The sequence below is a fragment of the Desulfovectis peckii genome (assembly GCF_055391705.1).
Genome location: NZ_AP042409.1, coordinates 230,445 through 247,128, shown reverse-complemented (window position 1 = coordinate 247,128; position 16,684 = coordinate 230,445). Strand labels below are relative to the sequence as shown.

19 protein-coding genes and 1 tRNA gene are annotated in these 16,684 nt (G+C 44.3%); 1 reads left to right on the top strand and 19 read right to left on the bottom strand.

Annotation, left to right across the window (positions count from 1 at the left end):
- Positions 1-31 precede the first annotated feature (31 nt).
- The 6 genes from ACZ5NG_RS01230 to nadD all read right to left on the bottom strand — a co-directional run bounded on the left by ACZ5NG_RS01230 (position 32) and on the right by nadD (position 4,303).
- Positions 32-1,717 (bottom strand): AMP-binding protein, encoded by a 1,686-nt coding sequence (locus tag ACZ5NG_RS01230; protein ID WP_464252211.1) that lies wholly within the window; start codon positions 1,715-1,717, stop codon positions 32-34.
- 189 nt (positions 1,718-1,906) lie between these two features.
- Positions 1,907-1,982, bottom strand: a tRNA-Ala gene (locus ACZ5NG_RS01225).
- 236 nt (positions 1,983-2,218) lie between these two features.
- Positions 2,219-2,590: a ribosome silencing factor gene (rsfS, locus tag ACZ5NG_RS01220; RefSeq protein WP_464252210.1), complete on the bottom strand. Its 372-nt coding sequence runs from the start codon at positions 2,588-2,590 to the stop codon at positions 2,219-2,221.
- Positions 2,591-2,651: 61 nt separating this feature from the next.
- Positions 2,652-3,248 carry a bis(5'-nucleosyl)-tetraphosphatase (symmetrical) YqeK gene (yqeK, locus tag ACZ5NG_RS01215; RefSeq protein WP_464252209.1) on the bottom strand — a complete coding sequence of 199 codons (597 nt, stop codon included), beginning with the start codon at positions 3,246-3,248 and terminating at the stop codon, positions 2,652-2,654.
- A 92-nt stretch (positions 3,249-3,340) separates the two neighbouring features.
- The gene (locus tag ACZ5NG_RS01210) at positions 3,341-3,586 is read right to left on the bottom strand and encodes an RNA recognition motif domain-containing protein (protein ID WP_464252208.1); all 246 of its coding nucleotides are present in this window, start codon (positions 3,584-3,586) and stop codon (positions 3,341-3,343) included.
- Positions 3,587-3,700: 114 nt separating this feature from the next.
- Positions 3,701-4,303, bottom strand: coding sequence for a nicotinate-nucleotide adenylyltransferase (gene nadD, locus ACZ5NG_RS01205; RefSeq protein ID WP_464252207.1), 603 nt, complete (start codon positions 4,301-4,303; stop codon positions 3,701-3,703).
- Positions 4,304-4,477: 174 nt separating this feature from the next.
- Between nadD and ACZ5NG_RS01200 the strand changes: the two genes are divergently transcribed.
- Positions 4,478-4,759: a hypothetical protein gene (locus ACZ5NG_RS01200; RefSeq protein WP_464252206.1), complete on the top strand. Its 282-nt coding sequence runs from the start codon at positions 4,478-4,480 to the stop codon at positions 4,757-4,759.
- Between the two features lie 43 nt (positions 4,760-4,802).
- Here ACZ5NG_RS01200 and obgE read toward each other — a convergent pair whose 3' ends face one another.
- The 13 genes from obgE to minC form a co-directional block, all read right to left on the bottom strand.
- A complete protein-coding gene (gene obgE / locus ACZ5NG_RS01195) occupies positions 4,803-6,074 on the bottom strand; it encodes a GTPase ObgE (protein ID WP_464252205.1) in 1,272 nt (423 codons plus the stop codon).
- A gap of 53 nt (positions 6,075-6,127) precedes the next feature.
- Positions 6,128-6,712, bottom strand: coding sequence for a Spo0B domain-containing protein (locus ACZ5NG_RS01190; RefSeq protein ID WP_464252204.1), 585 nt, complete (start codon positions 6,710-6,712; stop codon positions 6,128-6,130).
- 106 nt (positions 6,713-6,818) lie between these two features.
- Positions 6,819-7,091 (bottom strand): 50S ribosomal protein L27, encoded by a 273-nt coding sequence (gene rpmA / locus ACZ5NG_RS01185; RefSeq protein WP_464252203.1) that lies wholly within the window; start codon positions 7,089-7,091, stop codon positions 6,819-6,821.
- A 39-nt stretch (positions 7,092-7,130) separates the two neighbouring features.
- Positions 7,131-7,442: a 50S ribosomal protein L21 gene (gene rplU / locus ACZ5NG_RS01180; protein WP_464252202.1), complete on the bottom strand. Its 312-nt coding sequence runs from the start codon at positions 7,440-7,442 to the stop codon at positions 7,131-7,133.
- Positions 7,443-7,643: 201 nt separating this feature from the next.
- A complete protein-coding gene (locus ACZ5NG_RS01175) occupies positions 7,644-9,323 on the bottom strand; it encodes an Rne/Rng family ribonuclease (protein WP_464252201.1) in 1,680 nt (559 codons plus the stop codon).
- Between the two features lie 54 nt (positions 9,324-9,377).
- Positions 9,378-10,064 (bottom strand): TIGR03936 family radical SAM-associated protein, encoded by a 687-nt coding sequence (locus ACZ5NG_RS01170; protein ID WP_464252200.1) that lies wholly within the window; start codon positions 10,062-10,064, stop codon positions 9,378-9,380.
- Positions 10,051-11,916: a TIGR03960 family B12-binding radical SAM protein gene (locus ACZ5NG_RS01165; RefSeq protein WP_464252199.1), complete on the bottom strand. Its 1,866-nt coding sequence runs from the start codon at positions 11,914-11,916 to the stop codon at positions 10,051-10,053. Before ACZ5NG_RS01165 ends, ACZ5NG_RS01170 begins: the two co-directional genes overlap by 14 nt.
- Positions 11,917-12,018: 102 nt before the next feature.
- On the bottom strand, positions 12,019-12,894 hold the full coding sequence (locus tag ACZ5NG_RS01160) for a M50 family metallopeptidase (RefSeq protein WP_464252198.1): 876 nt from the start codon (positions 12,892-12,894) through the stop codon (positions 12,019-12,021).
- Positions 12,895-12,908: 14 nt separating this feature from the next.
- A complete protein-coding gene (locus ACZ5NG_RS01155) occupies positions 12,909-13,685 on the bottom strand; it encodes a peptidoglycan DD-metalloendopeptidase family protein (protein ID WP_464252197.1) in 777 nt (258 codons plus the stop codon).
- A gap of 106 nt (positions 13,686-13,791) precedes the next feature.
- Positions 13,792-14,973 (bottom strand): rod shape-determining protein RodA, encoded by a 1,182-nt coding sequence (gene rodA, locus ACZ5NG_RS01150; RefSeq protein ID WP_464252196.1) that lies wholly within the window; start codon positions 14,971-14,973, stop codon positions 13,792-13,794.
- A 119-nt stretch (positions 14,974-15,092) separates the two neighbouring features.
- Entirely contained in the window at positions 15,093-15,359 is a 267-nt protein-coding gene (gene minE, locus ACZ5NG_RS01145) for a cell division topological specificity factor MinE (RefSeq protein WP_464252195.1), read from the bottom strand.
- Positions 15,360-15,376: 17 nt separating this feature from the next.
- Positions 15,377-16,171, bottom strand: a complete 795-nt coding sequence (gene minD / locus ACZ5NG_RS01140) for a septum site-determining protein MinD (protein WP_464252194.1) — start codon at positions 16,169-16,171, stop codon at positions 15,377-15,379.
- Between the two features lie 23 nt (positions 16,172-16,194).
- Positions 16,195-16,566: a septum site-determining protein MinC gene (gene minC / locus ACZ5NG_RS01135; protein WP_464253088.1), complete on the bottom strand. Its 372-nt coding sequence runs from the start codon at positions 16,564-16,566 to the stop codon at positions 16,195-16,197.
- Positions 16,567-16,684 lie beyond the last annotated feature (118 nt).

Here is a 16,684-nt window from a genome sequence, read left to right as displayed (position 1 = left end):
ATTTTATCACAATTTGCCATTTAGCTCAACTTTAAGCGTTTTTTGCTAAGCCGTCAACGGTATCATCGGTTAAATCTTGCAGTTCCATCATTTCAATGGCTTTTTGCCGCAGTCTGTATTTCTGTACTTTACCGCTGGCAGTGGTGGGATAATTGTCTACAAACACAAAATATTGCGGTATTTTGTAGTGGGCAATTTTACCTTCGCAAAATTCCTTTAATTCTTCGGCGGTTAACTTGCAGCCTTCCTTTACCTTGACGAAAGCCATTACTTCCTCACCGTATTTGGCACTGGGCACGCCAACCACTTGTACATCCTGAACTTTGGGGTTTGTATATAAAAATTCTTCGATTTCCCGGGGATAAATATTTTCTCCACCGCGAATAATCATGTCTTTCAACCTGCCGGTGATATACAAATACCCGTCTTCGTCTACCATACCGATGTCACCGGTATGCAGCCAACCGTCTTCATCAATGGCTAAGGCCGTGGCTTGCGGGTCATTGTAATAACCTTTCATTACGTTGTAGCCCCGGGCACAGATTTCCCCATGCTTTCCGGGCGGCAGTTCATCACCGGTTGCCGGATCAACAATTTTCATTTCCACACCCGGCAGTACCCGGCCGACGGTATTTACTCTTTTCTCTACAGGGTCGTCCGTACGGGTCATCGTAATACCGGGAGAAGCTTCCGTCTGTCCGTAGGTAATCACAATTTCCTTCATGTTCATGCGGTCAATAACCGCGCGCATAACTTCGACGGGACAGGGCGAACCGGCCATAATTCCGGTGCGCAAAGAAGAAAGATCATAGTTTTCTTTTTCCAAACATTCCAGTTCGATAATAAACATGGTCGGAACACCGTGCAGGGCGGTACAACGTTCCTTTTCCACCGCTTCCAGTACCCGATACGGATTGTAAGACTCTGCCGGTATAACCATTGTCGTTCCTCTTACCACACAGGTCAATGTTCCCAACACACTGCCAAAGCAGTGGAAAAAGGGCACCGGAATGCACAAACGATCTTTGCTGGAAAAATTCAGGCACTGGGCCACACTTTGCGCATTGGCAACCACGTTATGGTGAGAAAGCATTACCCCTTTGGGAAAGCCGGTGGTTCCCGAAGTATATTGCATAATCGTTACTTCATCGGGATCCAGGCTGTTCATCCGTTCATCCAGTTCCCGCTCGCTAACTTCTTCCGCTTTGGTCAAGAGATCCGGCCATCTAAACATGCCCGGGTACTCGGTATCTCCGATATAAATGACATTTTTTAAGTAGGGTAGACGTTGGCTGGTTAATTGACCGGGAGCGGAATCTTTTAACTCCGGACACAATTCATAAATCATTTCAATATAGTTAGATCTTTTTGTACCGTCAATCATAAACAAAGTTGTACTGTCAGAATGCTTAAGCAGATACTCTAATTCAAATGTCTTATAGTCAGTGTTTACCGTTACTAAAACCGCTCCCATCATTCCGACGGCAAACTGCAGCATCGGCCATTCCGGAACATTAGTTGTCCAAACGGCAATATGTTCTCCCTTTTTTATGCCCATGGCCATTAAACCCCGTGCCACTTTACGGCAAAGTTTATAAAATTCCTCATAGGTGTAACGTAAATCCCGATCAGCATAAACTAAGCAGTCATTGTTTGGAAACCTTTCTGCTGTTTGCTGAAGAAGACGTCCCACCGTGATTTTGTCAGTTTTTTGCATACTCCCCCTCCTAACATCCTATTCAGAATATTCTGTAATATTTTTTTGGCATGACGTTCTTTTTGGCGATTACCGGGTTATGTCTGCAACTTTTTATGGGATCCTGTGTTATGTATAAATAAAAAACTTCTCATCCCAGACAAGGGACGAGAAGTTACTTCCCGCGGTACCACCCTAATGGAATAATAATGGTGGAGGTAAGCGGGCTCGAACCGCTGGCCTCTTGAATGCCATTCAAGCGCTCTCCCAGCTGAGCTATACCCCCACGTATTATCCACTCAATGTGTATAACGGTCACCACCGGTATAGAGTACATATCCCCTATACATCTCCGAGGCGAGTTCAATGGTTACGCTCACCGTTTTTCACCAACCAACGGCTCTCTACAGAGCTACGCCATTTACTACTCCTCATCATTGAAATCACGATATTGATATGACGAGTGTTATTATAAACGACATTGCGAAAAATGTCAAGGCCAAAAAACACTGTTTTTTTAAATTATGAATGCTCTGCTTCCGGCAGCGGGGAAACATCTACCACCTCGGCATCACGCCATAGGCGCTCTAAATTATAAAATTCCCTTTCTTCTTGTTTAAAGATATGCACCACAACGTCCTCGTAATCTAATAATATCCAATTACCTTCCCGCAAGCCTTCTCTGCCTTTAGGTTGCACTCCCCGCTCCCACAGTTTTTCCTGTATGTTTTCGGCAATCGCTTTTACTTGCTGCCCGGACCGACCGCTGCAAATAATGAAATAATCACAAACAGTAGATATCTCGCTAAGATTTAACACCTTTATGTCGTAGGCCTTTTTTTCTTCTGCGGCATGGCAGGCTACATCCACAATTTGTTGGATGCTAAGAGTCAAATCCATTCCCCCTATAAAATATATTTACTTTAATTATACTATAACCGATTGCTAACAGTTCCTAAAAATGCTTACGATTACCAGCGGTCTCTAGCAATAGCCGATTTCGACATTCTACCAACTGCGGATGAAGTAACCACTTGCATTTTAACACACTTTTAATTTTAAATTCAAGAATGCTAAGAACCGCCCGGTTTAAGTCCATCCCCTGGCGGTAGATTTGTTCGCGCACGTACTTTGCCTCGGGATACCTGCGTCCCGGCTCAATAAAGTCTGCTGTCATTATTACTTTATCTAAATCGTTGATTTCCTTACAGCCGGTAGTATGAATCTCAATGGCCCGTAAAATTTGCCCATCCGTTACGTTATATTCCTCTTTTGCCAGCACCGCTCCCACCGGCCCATGAAGCATTAAAGGCAGCTCTTTTTGGATAAAGTCAACTTCCAGGCCATAACTGTTTGCCGCTTCCAGCAGCTGCCCTTCAGAATAATCACGGGCACAGTCATGCAGCAGCGCAGCCAGCCGGGCTTTTTTGGGATCAACACCGAATTGTTCAGCCAATTCAACAGCGGTGTTTACCACCCCGAGAGTATGTTTAAACCGGTCTGTGCTCATGTTTTGTCTCAACCTGTCAATGATCCCTTCAATGTGCTTCATCTTCCCTCTCCTCTTAACGGACAAGTTTATTTTTATAACTTTGTCATTAAACGAAAAAAACCTCCTACCCGAAGGTAGGAGACTGTGCCATGTTATTCCCGGGGTTTGGCTTCGTTTACAGTAATTATGCGACCGTCTAGTTCTGTGCCGTTTAGGGCGGCAATCATCCTGTCAGCATCCTCATCATTAACTTCCACAAATCCAAACCCTTTGGATCTGCCTGTTTCCCGATCCATAATTACGCGGCTGGAAATAACTTCACCGTACGGTTCAAATGCTTCGGTTAACCGATCAGCCCTAACTGCCCACGGCAAATTACCTACGTACAAAGTGCGCACCACTTTTTGGTCACCTCTTTTCCTTAACTGCAATGGTTTGTTTTAATGTTAAGCATATTATTTGCATTATCAAATGCCGTAATTCAAACATCGCAGAGCATAATTTTCCATCAATTACAGGTAAAGGCGGTGAGCAAAAATATATTGTTCAACCGATTCCGGAAGCAGGTATTTAATGGGAGCCTTTTCGGCAACTCTGCGCCGGATATCCGTACTGGAAATGGCTAATGCAGGAATATAAGTAGGTAAAATTTTGTTCAGATACTTTTGAGGCAGCATTTTAAGCTTTTCTTTTAAATTAGTGAGATCGTAACCCGGTCGAGTAGCAGCCACAAAAAAACAAAGGGACAGCAATTCCTCTACACTTTTCCAGGTAATAATTTCTAAAACGGCATCTGCACCGGTAATAAAGTATATTGTTTCCGGACGGTAAATTTCTTTTAAAGTTTTTACGGTATCTATGGTATAAGACAATCCGGGACGTTCAATCTCAATCGTTGATACCTCAAAGTAAGGGTTAGATTGCACGGCTAAACGAGTCATCGCCAGTCGATGTTCAACCGGTGATATTTTTTTATTTTCCTTATGGGGCGGCCTGGCCGCAGGAACAAACAACACCTTTTCACATTGAAATTGATGTCGCACATGTTCCGCTGCCACTAAATGCCCGTAATGAATAGGGTCAAAAGTTCCGCCCATAATTGCCAAAGACTTCATCAGCATCACCGTCTTAACTCTGATCAGACAACCAAAGACATTATCCTCCAATCAAGTAAAATAATCAATACCGTTCAAACTTTTTTAAGGGGTACCATTACTTACAAAAAGGGCATGTTCAATTATCGTTGAATTGTAGTTAAGTATCAAATCAAACTGAAGGGAGTATTTTTTGTGCGTAGCTACTTGTATCCTACTTTTAACTTAGATCAGGAAAATTTTGAAAGGGCGCTTCCGTTAGCGCTGTCATTATCAAAAAAGTTTCAGCTGCCCTGTCGTATGTGGAAAACAGGTGACCGTTTTGCCATCTCTTTTAAAGATAAGGCGGTTAATTACGGTTTTTATTATTCCCATTTGCACGCAGACGTGCTGCATGAGGCATTGGAAAAAGATGTTGATTTTGAACTTAGTTATGAAAGTGAAGCAAAGTTTTCGCAAGGCAAAGATCTTGATTAAAAACTAAGGCTGTCGCCCGTTGCGACAGCCTTGGTTTTTAGCGTTATTCGAGAAATTCAAACTCAAAATCTTTAATGCGCACTGTATCTCCGCCGGTAGCGCCGGCATCTCTTAAGGCTTGATAAATACCCATTTTATCCATAATTCTGTTTAACCTCTCTACAGCCTGATCATTGTTTAAATCAGTCATCGCCACATGCCGCTCAATCTCTTTACCGCTTACCGTGAAAACGCCGTTTTCTTTATTCACGGTAAATCTCGGCTCCGGCTCATAGCGGATGATTTTTTCTTCTTCCGTAGCATACGGTTCCGTTTCTTTAGGAATTTCCTTCAGTAGCTGACTAATTCTCCACATCAGTTTATCTAAGCCGGCACCGGTTGCCGCTGACACCGGAAAAATTTCATACCGGCTGCCCAATTCCTGTTGCAGTTTTTCCAAGTTCCCTTTGGCCGCCGGCAAGTCCATTTTATTAGCCGCAATTATCATCGGCCTTTGGGTTAATTTGAGGTTATACTCCCTTAGTTCTTTGTTGATTACTTTAAAATCCTGCACCGGGTCGCGGCCTTCCGTTCCCGCCGTATCAATAACATGTACCAGCACTCTGGTGCGTTCAACATGGCGCAAGAATTCATGTCCCAAACCCACACCGGCATGAGCACCTTCAATTAAGCCCGGTATATCAGCCATCACGAAACTTTCCTCTTCAGACAGCCTAACCACTCCTAAATTAGGAACCAAAGTGGTAAAAGGATAATTCGCAATTTTAGGCTTGGCTGCCGACACCCGGGAAATAATTGTCGACTTGCCGGCATTGGGGAAACCAACCAGACCCACATCGGCAATCAGCTTTAGCTCTAAGCTCAGCCATCTTTCCTCGCCGGGCTCTCCTTTTTCCGCTATGGTGGGCGCTTTGTTGCGGGCCGTTGCAAAACGCATATTACCCCGACCGCCACGGCCGCCCTTGGCAACCACTACCTGCTGGCCCGGCCGTACTATATCAGCAATCAGTTCACCGGTTTCCGCATCCCGCACTATCGTTCCCACGGGAACTTTAAGCATTAAATCTTCACCGGCACGGCCATGCATACCTTTGCCCATACCGTGCTGGCCCCGTTTAGCCTTAAAGTGACTTTTGTAGCGGAAATCTACCAGTGTATTTAATCCTTCATCGCCAACAAAAATCACATTGCCGCCACGACCGCCGTCACCGCCCCACGGCCCCCCTTCCGGTACATATTTTTCACGGCGCATGGCCACACATCCGTTTCCGCCGTCGCCACCCTTGACATAAATTTTTGCCTTATCGTAAAACATAAATTATCACCTTATTCGTTACCTAAAGATATACTTTTATATTATGTACACAATCACAAACTTGTAGACCGCACTCCACGCGGCAGTTGTAAATAAATATCAGCACCTTTGTCTGTTACCGCCGTCCCAACCAGAAGCCCTTGACCGGTTAAACTGTGGCAGTATGCCAATTTGCTTTCCAAATCAGTCACTGTATCAAACGACAAGCCGGGAAAGCCAAATATAAAGTTATATTTATCATCATCTTCTACAATGCTAAAAAGCAAGCGCCGATCTTGAACAGAGGGCGGTGAAAGCTCTGCCAACGCCTTATTAATGCATTCTTCCACGGCCAAGGCGATAATTTCCCCTGAAAAATTGCAGCCTGCCATATTTGTATTAATATCAAATATTAATTCCACCTGATGTTTATGGGCGTTATTAACCGCTATCAGCAATACCGCCTTTAGCTCGGGGATTTTCAACCTGGTAACGACACTTAATTTTCCAATATCTTGGGTTGTTTTATTAATATATTCCTGCAACTGATCAATTTTATTTAATTGCAACAAACCGGATATTACCTGTAAGTGGTTTAAAAAATCGTGCCTGTTCACCTGAATTACTTCTAATAATTCGGTTAGGCGCAACGCGATCATCCTCTCAAAAAAGACTTTTTTAAAAACATTCAACTTATTGGTTATGATTCCCTGCAGGCAGTTATAAATAAAACCGATCCCTTGCGAGATCGGTTTGTTTACCGAATTATTGAGCAGCCGCACTGTCAACCGGATAAATGCTCACTTGTTTTTTGTTTTTGCCTTTTCGCTCAAATTTAACAATACCGTCTATTTTGGCAAACAATGTATCGTCTCCACCCTTGCCTACGTTAACACCCGGGTGAATTTTAGTACCGCGCTGGCGAACTAAAATACTGCCGGCGGTGACTCTTTGTCCATCGAAACGCTTCACACCTAGTCGTTTGGCTTCGGAATCACGGCCGTTCCGTGAACTGCCTACCCCTTTTTTATGAGCCATTAAACCCACCTCCTTCTTACAGTAGAGGTTATACCAAATTTATGCTTCAATCTTTTCTACTACTACTTCGGAAAAAGGCTGACGATGACCTTTTTTACGACGGTAGTTTTTCTTCGGCTTATACTTAAAGACAATAATCTTGCGACCTTTTCCATGGCGCACTACTTTCAAAGTCACTTTAGCCCCTTCTACTACCGGTGTGCCAATTTTAACATCGCCCTCTTTTTTTACCATCAGCACTTTGTCAATAGCTACCGTTTCGCCGGGCTCAACAGGCAACTTCTCTACATATAAAGTATCGCCTTCCTGTACCCGAAACTGCTTACCACCGGTTTCGATAATTGCGTACATTCAATACACCTCCCCTTAACAGGACTCGCCGGATAAAGGTAGGCTAAATAAGCCGTTTGCAACCCATTCCGTGCGGTGGATAAAAAACACTTGCACCTCAATATTTTATCACAGAAGCACTTATTGTCAAGAACAAAGCGTCATCTGAATTAGTTGTGTATTTTTAAGGAAAAACCAACTCTGTATCCCTTTAATGATCATCTAACCCGCCGTAATCAGTTTGGCCTTAGCATAAGTGCGGTAGGTCTTGCCCACTTCTACCAGTACATTTTCACCCACCAACGCTCCTGCCGCTTCGATGTCCAAAATATAGCCGTTGAGCCGGGCAATGCCGTCATTGCTATTGGTCACATGTGGTTCTTCCACTCGCACCTCTAAGATCTCCCCGGTCTTAACCGGGGGAGAAATTACTTCCGGTTCCTCTTGTCCATATAAAGGCTTAATGTCGGTTTCTTCAATATGGAGATTGGCGGAACCGCGAATGTACAGGTTCTTGCCAATACGCTGTTCTATTTCTTTTAAACCCCTTCCGCCACTGCCAATAATGCGGGCTGCTACCAGCGGGTGTGCTTCCACTAAAATAGTGTCGGCGGCCGTGGTGCTGGCTACCTCGTAAATTTTATTTTTCAAGTCGATACTTACCGATTCTTCAGATAGCACCTTCCCCCGGCCTTCACAATAAGGGCAGGGCTTTTGCAATACATCATTCAAACTGGGGCGCACTTTTTTGCGGGTCATTTCCAGCAATCCCAGTTGAGTCATTCCCAAAATATTTGTTTTGGTTTTATCTTTTTTCAGTTCCTCCTCTAATTTTTGCAGCACATACTGCTGATGTTCTTCCTTAGGCATATCAATAAAATCAACAATGATAATGCCTCCGATATTGCGCAGCCTTAACTGCCGGGCAATTTCTGTCGCGGCATCAAGATTGGTTTTTAGTACCGTATCTTCTAAATTCGTGCTGCCCACATACTTGCCGGTATTGACATCAATCACCGTCAACGCCTCTGTTTGGTCAATAACCAAATACGCTCCGCATTTCAACCATACCCGGCGCTTTAATAACTTTTTTAACTCCGTCTCGATACCCAGCTCTTCAAATAAATTTCCACGGTAATGATGATGCACTTTTACTTTCAGTTTCGGATCAATGATATCCAGCAATTCCAATACTTTTTCATATTCATACCGGGAATCAATAATTAAGCGATCAATATCCTCACTGAAAGCGTCCCGCAAAATTCGTTGTACCAGCTCCAAATCCCGGTGCAGTAAGTTAGGCACCGGCCCGCCATTTGATTTGTTTTGAATTTTAGCCCACAGCCGAGTTAACAACTTGACATCCTTTTTGACTTCTTCTTCTTCCATTCCTTCCGCCACCGTGCGCACTATTAACCCCATTTCCGGAGGTTTTAAGCGCTCGGCAATTTCCTTCAGCCTTTCCCGCTCTTCTTCCGCTTCTATCCTGCGGGATATACCGATATAGTCTACGGTTGGCATTAATACCAAATACCTACCGGGCAGGGTCACATTGGTAGTGACCCGCGGGCCTTTACCGCCAATCGGATCTTTGATAATTTGGACAATAATTTCTTGCCCCTCTTTTAATATATCTCCGATATTAAGTGCCTCTGCATGATGGTGAGCACAGCGGCTTGGCAAAGCATCCTCAACATAAAGAAAAGCATTTTTTTCTAAGCCAATATCGATAAAGGCCGCCTGCATACCGGGAAGAACGTTCTCTACCCGTCCTTTATAAATATTACCTACCAAACGCTGGTTACTTGAGCGTTCAATATATAGTTCCACCAGCAGTTTATTTTCCAAAACTGCGACGCGGGTTTCTTCTTCTCCGACATTGACAATAATTTCTTTATACATACTATCCTCTCCAGAGTTAAACTGATAGAGGCACCTCACCTAATTTACGGGCTACTACCATAACTCCTTTCGTTGATTTCCCTCTTCTCCGTATAAGCCGGTGCGATAAATGCGGCAGCTAGCACAATCTATTGCCAGGCCGGCCTTTTTTAATTCCTGAAGCAGCTCATCAAGACGAACACTCCCCTGACTGCCGGCACGCAGTTCCGCCTCTATTTCAATTCCCCGTTTTTTAACCGTTCCGTTAAGGGCCAGTATTCCCGGTCTGATGTTCACCGTTTTAACCCTGCCTTTTACATTTCTTTCTATTGTTATCTCAGACCGTTGCAGCAGTTTATTTATCACTTTATCCACATCAGCCTGCTCTACATCGTCTGTTGTGTCACACTGCAGTAAATAAGTGGCCCGGCTGATTTGGGACATTAAAGGTTTTTCTCTGTCTGCAATCTTCTGCACCGCTAAAACTTTTATCCCACCGACTAAATTTTTGTTTAGGTTTTTGATAATATCCTCTAAGTTCAGTTCCTCAGTCAGTTCAATTTCTAAAAATTCTCGCTCACCTGCTATACTTACCGCCAGCGGGGAAGCAATGCTTATTTTCGGATGGGGGTTAAACCCCTGGGAATAAGCCATGGGCAAACCGGCCCGACGACACGCCCGTTCAAACAGCCTAAGTAAGTCAAGATGAGATAAAAAGCGTGCCGAACCTAAAACCGAAAACATAATTTTATACCTGGGCACAATCATCACTCCTGCAAATAACGGGATTGATATCCATACTCGGACACAACCCACAGCCGGGACATTTTCCATTGCGGCAGTCATTGGTTACTTGTTCTTTTAATGCCTTTTTATGCTCTAGCATTAAGTACCTTTTACTTACCCCGGCGTCAATGTGATCCCATGGCAGTGCATCTTGATAATCTAAAGGCCGGTAAGCATACCATTTGGGATCCAGTCCGACGTCTGAAAAGGCTTTTAACCATTCTTCATACTTAAATAACTCTGTCCAACCGTCAAATCGGCATCCCCGTTGAAAGGCCCGTTCAATTGCCGCTCCTATCCGCCGATCGCCCTTTGATAAGGCCGCTTCTAAAAAACTGGTTTTGGGATCGTGATAATTAAAGACAATATGTTTATCCTTAAGTTTTTCTTTTAAATAAAGTTGCTTTTTCTTTAGTTCTTCAATGTGGTCCTGAGGCTCCCATTGAAAGGCAGTGTGTGCTTTCGGTACAAAAGACGAAACGCTGACTGTCACTTTTAACCGTTTCCGGGAAACCCCTTGTTCTTTGCCGATCGCTACTACTCGTTTGGCCAAGCGGGCGATACCGTCCAAATCCTCGTAGGTTTCCGTAGGTAAGCCAATCATAAAATACAGTTTAACTGCATGCCAGCCGGCGGCAAAGGCAGCAGTGACCGCATTAATTAAATCCTCCTCGGTAACCCCTTTATTGATCACATCTCTTAACCGCTGAGTTCCGGCCTCAGGGGCAAAGGTCAAGCTGGAACGGCGCACCCGCTGCACTTCTTTTGCTAAGTCAATGGAAAAGGCATCTACTCTGAGGGAAGGTAAAGAAACATTAACCCCTTTTCCGGAATGGGCATCCAGTAAACCCATGATTAGCGGCCGAACATTGGAATAATCCGCTGTAGAAAGGGATGTCAGTGATATTTCATTGTGTCCGGTTTGTCTTACAAGCTCTTCTGCTTGTTTGAGCAATGTTTGCGGTGTTTTCTCCCGCACCGGGCGGTACAGCACCCCGGCTTGGCAAAACCGGCAGCCCCGTGTACATCCCCTTTGTACTTCCAGCATTACCCGATCGTGCACTGTACCCAGTGACGGCACAATTGGTTTCGTGGGAAAGGGAACATTATCCACGTCCCTAATTAATCTCTTACGTACTTTGGCTGGCGCTTCCGGAATTATGGGCTTCACTTCTTTAACTGCCCCGTTTTCATGGTATTTAACATCATAGAATGCCGGTACGTAAATACCTTCAATGCCGGCCAGCTTGACCAGCAACTGCTTTCGGCTCAAACCCTGCTGTTTGGCAATTTTATACACATCGATAATTTCATGAATAACTTCCTCTCCCTCACCCAATACAAACAAGTCAATATAATCAGCAAGGGGTTCCGGGTTAAAAGCGCAAGGACCGCCGGCAATAATTAACGGCATACTGTCATCACGGTCGGCACTTTTTAAGGGAAGTCCGGACAGAGCAATCATATTTAAAATATTGGTAAAAGTCAGTTCGTACTGTAAGGTAAAGCCTAAGATATCAAAATCCCTCACCGGGCGATGGGATTCTAAAGTAAACAGCGGCAGATTATGTTCCTTCATTTTTTCTTCCATATCAACCCACGGAGCAAAAGTTCGTTCCATCAGGGCGTCATCCCGTTCATTTACAATACTGTAAAGGATCTGCAAACCCAGAAAGGACATGCCTACTTCATATACGTCAGGAAAAGCAAAAGCAAAGCGCACTGCTACTGAATCCCAATCCTTGGTCACGGAATTCCATTCCCCGCCGGTGTAACGTGCCGGTTTTTGTACTTGTGGCAATATTTTCTCCAAAGTTTGTTGAATCATATAGTACCTCCCCTGTTAATTCAGCTGCCCCCACTATGCTATTATTTACCAATTAAAAATATCTTAACATAAAAGAATTCAACAACAATTATAAAATTCCTGTTATTTTTTGCCTACCCTGCCAAGGGGGTAATCCCAGCCGTAAGTCACTAAAGCATCTACTACTTCCGTTTCGCTAATGATGCGTTGAAACTGCATATTTTCATTTAAAAGAATCACCAAATGAAATTTTCGCGGTACAAAAGGCTTAATCACTTCCCGCAGCGGCACATCCTCCAGCGAAACTATCACTTCCGCCGGTAAAACTGCGTTTTCAGCCAGTTCGCTTTTTTTCTGCACTAGCTGCCGGACAAAAAGATAGGGAGCGCTGCGCTTTTCCCGGCTTGCCCCATAGAAAAGAAACAGCCCCAGTATCAGTATATCCAAGCCGGTAATACCTAACAACAAACCAAGGACAGCAAAAGATATAATCACCACCGCCCCGGCCTGCCCCATTGCCGTGCATACATAGGTAGCCTGTCTAAGTCCCATCCATTTGGCCAAGTATGCCCTAAGCACGCGACCGCCGTCAAGGGGTAAAGCCGGCAACATATTAAAAATCGCCAACATCAAATTAGATTGTAAAAAAAAAGGCCCCAGTTCATCATCCCACAGTCCGTAACTGCGAAAACCCAGGGCTAAACCAATCATTACTAAGTTGCAGATTGGCCCGGCAACGGCAACGGCCATTTCCTTTCTGGTATTTAAAGCCAATTCACTGCCTAATCTGGCCACACCGCCAAAGGGCAGCAGCTCAATATCTATTACCCGTACCCCTAAACGCATTGCTACAGCGGTGTGGGCAATCTCATGGAGCAGCACTGCCGCAAAAAGAATCAAACCCTTGTCCAAAATTCCGGCAATAAAAAAGAGGCTTAACTGAAACAAAAACCAGCCGTTAATGTGCAGGTCAATCCCACATACCCTTCCTACTCTCATTTATGTTTTCACCTCTAATTGGTTAAGCCTTCCAGTTTGGAAAGCGGATCCACCAATTTGTTATCTTCTCTGATTTCAAAGTGCAAGCCACTTATGCCGTCGCTGTTTTCCCCCACCGTTCCGATAATTGTTTGTACATCCACGGCCTGATCTTCACTGACATACACTTCACTTAAGCCGGCATACAAGGTATAATCATTGCCGTTGTGTTCAATTAAAACATAAGTGCCGAGAGACTCATCCCGTCCTACCCGCTCCACTCTGCCGCTGCGTGAAGCTTTCACTTCGCTTCCCGCTTCCGCACTGATATAAATTCCCGGGTTAAACCGTTCTAAGCCGTCAGCACCTTCCTTTACCCAGCCGTATTCTTTTATCACGGTACCGGAAACCGGCAAGGCATAATAAGTATCGGTTTTAGGAGCCAAAACCGGACTGGTTCCCGGAAGGTCATTAAAAAAAGGCACCTCCATGCTTACGGTTTGCAAACCAATTTGCACCGCTTTATCCAGCACCGGTTGATAGTCCCATTCAGTGGTTAAAGCGTATTTTAAACTTTCCCGGGCTTGAACACCTAAGGGGTGTTCCGTCTCCCGCAATGTTAGTGCCACCAAAAAAATAGCAAATGCAATGAGCACCCGGTAAAAATTTTGCCAGAAACTTTTTTTACGGATATTTCTTCTGGTACCGGCGGAAAAATAAGATTCCCAATCCTGCGAGTAGCCGGTTGGATAGTTAGTTGGATAGTTGATTGCAGAACTTTTTTTTCTAATCTTCGGCCACTTAAATTTCACATCTTTTCCCTCCTTAAATACTTAATGCATTTTCTGGTTGGACAGCTTGTCAATACAGTATATTTACCCCCAAAAATAAAAATGCCTTGGAATTGAAATTCCAAGGCTAAAAAATTAATTTCTGTCTACGGATATAAATATTTTGTAAAATACCCATGGCGATCATGTTGGCCAGCATTGAGCTGCCGCCGTAACTAAATAAAGGCAGCGGCAAACCGGTTACCGGCATAATGCCGATAGTCATACCCACGTTTACCAAAACATGAAAGGTCATCATCGAGACCACACCGGTAGCCAATAAGGTACCGTAGGTGTCTTTAGCCTGTGTGGCTATGTAGACACCGCGATAAATAACGATAAAAAACAAAAGTAAAAGCAGCACGGTACCCACAAAACCCAGTTCTTCCCCCACAACGGAAAAAATAAAGTCGGTATGCTGTTCGGGTAAAAAGTTCAGTTGGTTTTGACTGCCGTTAAAAAGACCCTTCCCGTACAAACCGCCTGAACCAATGGCAATTTGGGATTGAATGATATGATAACCGTTACCCAACGGGTCACTGTAAGGATCAAGAAAAATAGTCAGTCTGTTTATCTGATAATCCTGTAGCGGCATCCATACTTTATCCGGATTTTTGAAGTAGGCATAAAGCCAGCCAAAAAGGATTAAACCGCCACTGCCAATCAGTCCGCCCAAAAGTTTCGGGTTGGCACCGGCCATAAACAGCATGCCAAGCATAATCGCTACAAATACCAGCGAGGTTCCCAAATCCGGCTGCACCATAATCAACAGCATGGGAACGCCGATAAATACAAAAGCGGGCAGCAGTTCTCGCAAATTTCTCAATCGCCCCTCCCGTTTAGCCAGAAAATCAGCAAAAGCAACAATAATGATTACCTTGGCAAATTCGGAAGGTTGCAGAACAAAGGGGCCGATTGCTATCCAACGCTGGGCACCGAGAGCGGTTTTGCCAAGAAATATTACCACCAACAGCATGATAATATTTATCAAATACAGTGTTCGGGTGTAATTAGGCCAATCTTGATAGTCAATAAAAATAACCGCCGTCATGAGAGTTAATCCAAGCAGTGCCCATATTATTTGCTTAACTACAAATTCCAAAGCATTGACATTGATTACACCGAAGAGTAACTTGCTTCCTTCCGCTACTTTGATCGGAGTAGTTACATGGGTGGCACTGGCAATAGCAATTAAGCCATAGGCGATGATTAGCAATACGGCAATCAACAATACATAATCCAAGTTCTTAATTATTCGCCGCACAACCATTTGCCCACCCTCCTTACAGCAGTAGACGCCAAAATATATCTTACCTCATAATAAGACAAAAAACAATCAGGACATTTTGTTCTATGCCCTGATTGTTTTGCAGAAAGGCAAAGACCTGTCTAAAACGAACGTTTCATTTTTTTCACCGGAATGTTAGCCACCAAAGCAACCTGTGAATCACTGCTGCTTAAATTTACTTCCAGTGCATTTTCATCAATTTCCATATATTTTGAAATAACCTCAATCATATCTTTTTTCAAGGCATGAAGCAGTTGGGGTGATACATTAGCCCGATCGTGAACCAACACCAGGCGCAATCGCTCTTTGGCCAACTTTTTGCTGCTGCCGGTGTTCTTCCCAAATACACGGTTTAAAAAATCCAACAAAACTTAAGCACCCCCTTCTACTTCAATCCAATAAGCCTACGCAGCGCCCTAAGAAAGCCGTTTTCCGCTTCCATGTTCAAAAGCGGCACCTTTTCACCTTTTATCCGCTTGGTAATGTTGCGATAAGCCTGGCCGGAAAGGGATTTTTCTTCTAATACTACCGGTTCCCCTTTGTTTGTACTGATTACTACTTGATCATCATCCGGCACCACACCTAAAAGGTCAACAGCCAGTATTTCAATAATGTCATCAATACCCATCATATCTCCGGCTTTAACCATCCGCACCCGCAAACGGTTAATAATCAGTTTCGGATCTCTAAGCTCAGCCGCTTCCAAAAGGCCGATAATGCGATCCGCATCCCGCACGGCGGAAACTTCCGGTGTGGTGACCACAATGGCTTTTTCTGCACCGGCAATGGCATTTTTAAAACCCTGCTCTATTCCGGCGGGGCAATCAATAATTACGTACTCAAAATCTTCCTTTAACTCCGCACAAATTTCTTTCATTTGCTCCGGTGATACCGCTGTTTTGTCTTTTGTTTGTGCTGCCGGCAACAGATGCAGACCTTCTAAGCGTTTATCTTTAATAATCGCCTGACGCATACGGCAGTTACCGTTGGCAACGTCAACAATATCATAGACAATGCGATTTTCCAAACCCAACACTACATCGAGATTTCTCAGACCGATATCAGCGTCAACCAATGCCACTTTATGCCCCAACATTGCTAAGCCTGCCCCAATATTTGCTGTAGTAGTGGTTTTACCCACACCTCCTTTGCCGGAGGTTACTACAATAACTTCTCCCATAAGTTGTTCCTCCTTATGTATCTCTATCTCCATTGCCGTTCAGGGTGAAAGTTTTCTATGGTCACAACGCCATTTTTTAAACTGGCTACTTCCGGAAAAAAGTGGGTTGTTACCTCATCATCGGGAGCTCTGGTAATATGATTGGCGATACGCAGCTGAGTTGGCTGTAACGAAAAAGCTACCACACTGGACCGTACATCTCCTGATGCACCGGCATGCACAACACCGCGCAACGCCCCCATCACAATGACATCGCCGGTAGCGATTACTTCCGCACCGGGATTGACATCTCCCAAAATTACAATGTTTCCGTCATACTTTATACTCTGCCCAGAACGAAGCGTGCGTGGTACGAGGATAGTATTTTCGTCAAACAGGGTATCTAAATCCGGCATTGTTCCAGTAGATTGTCCGGTAGAGCTAGTATTGTTATCCCTGAACAACTGAAAAACCTCCTACCGTTTACTGGATATACATTTCTACACACTAAACCCAAATCCTGCTAAATGCAAT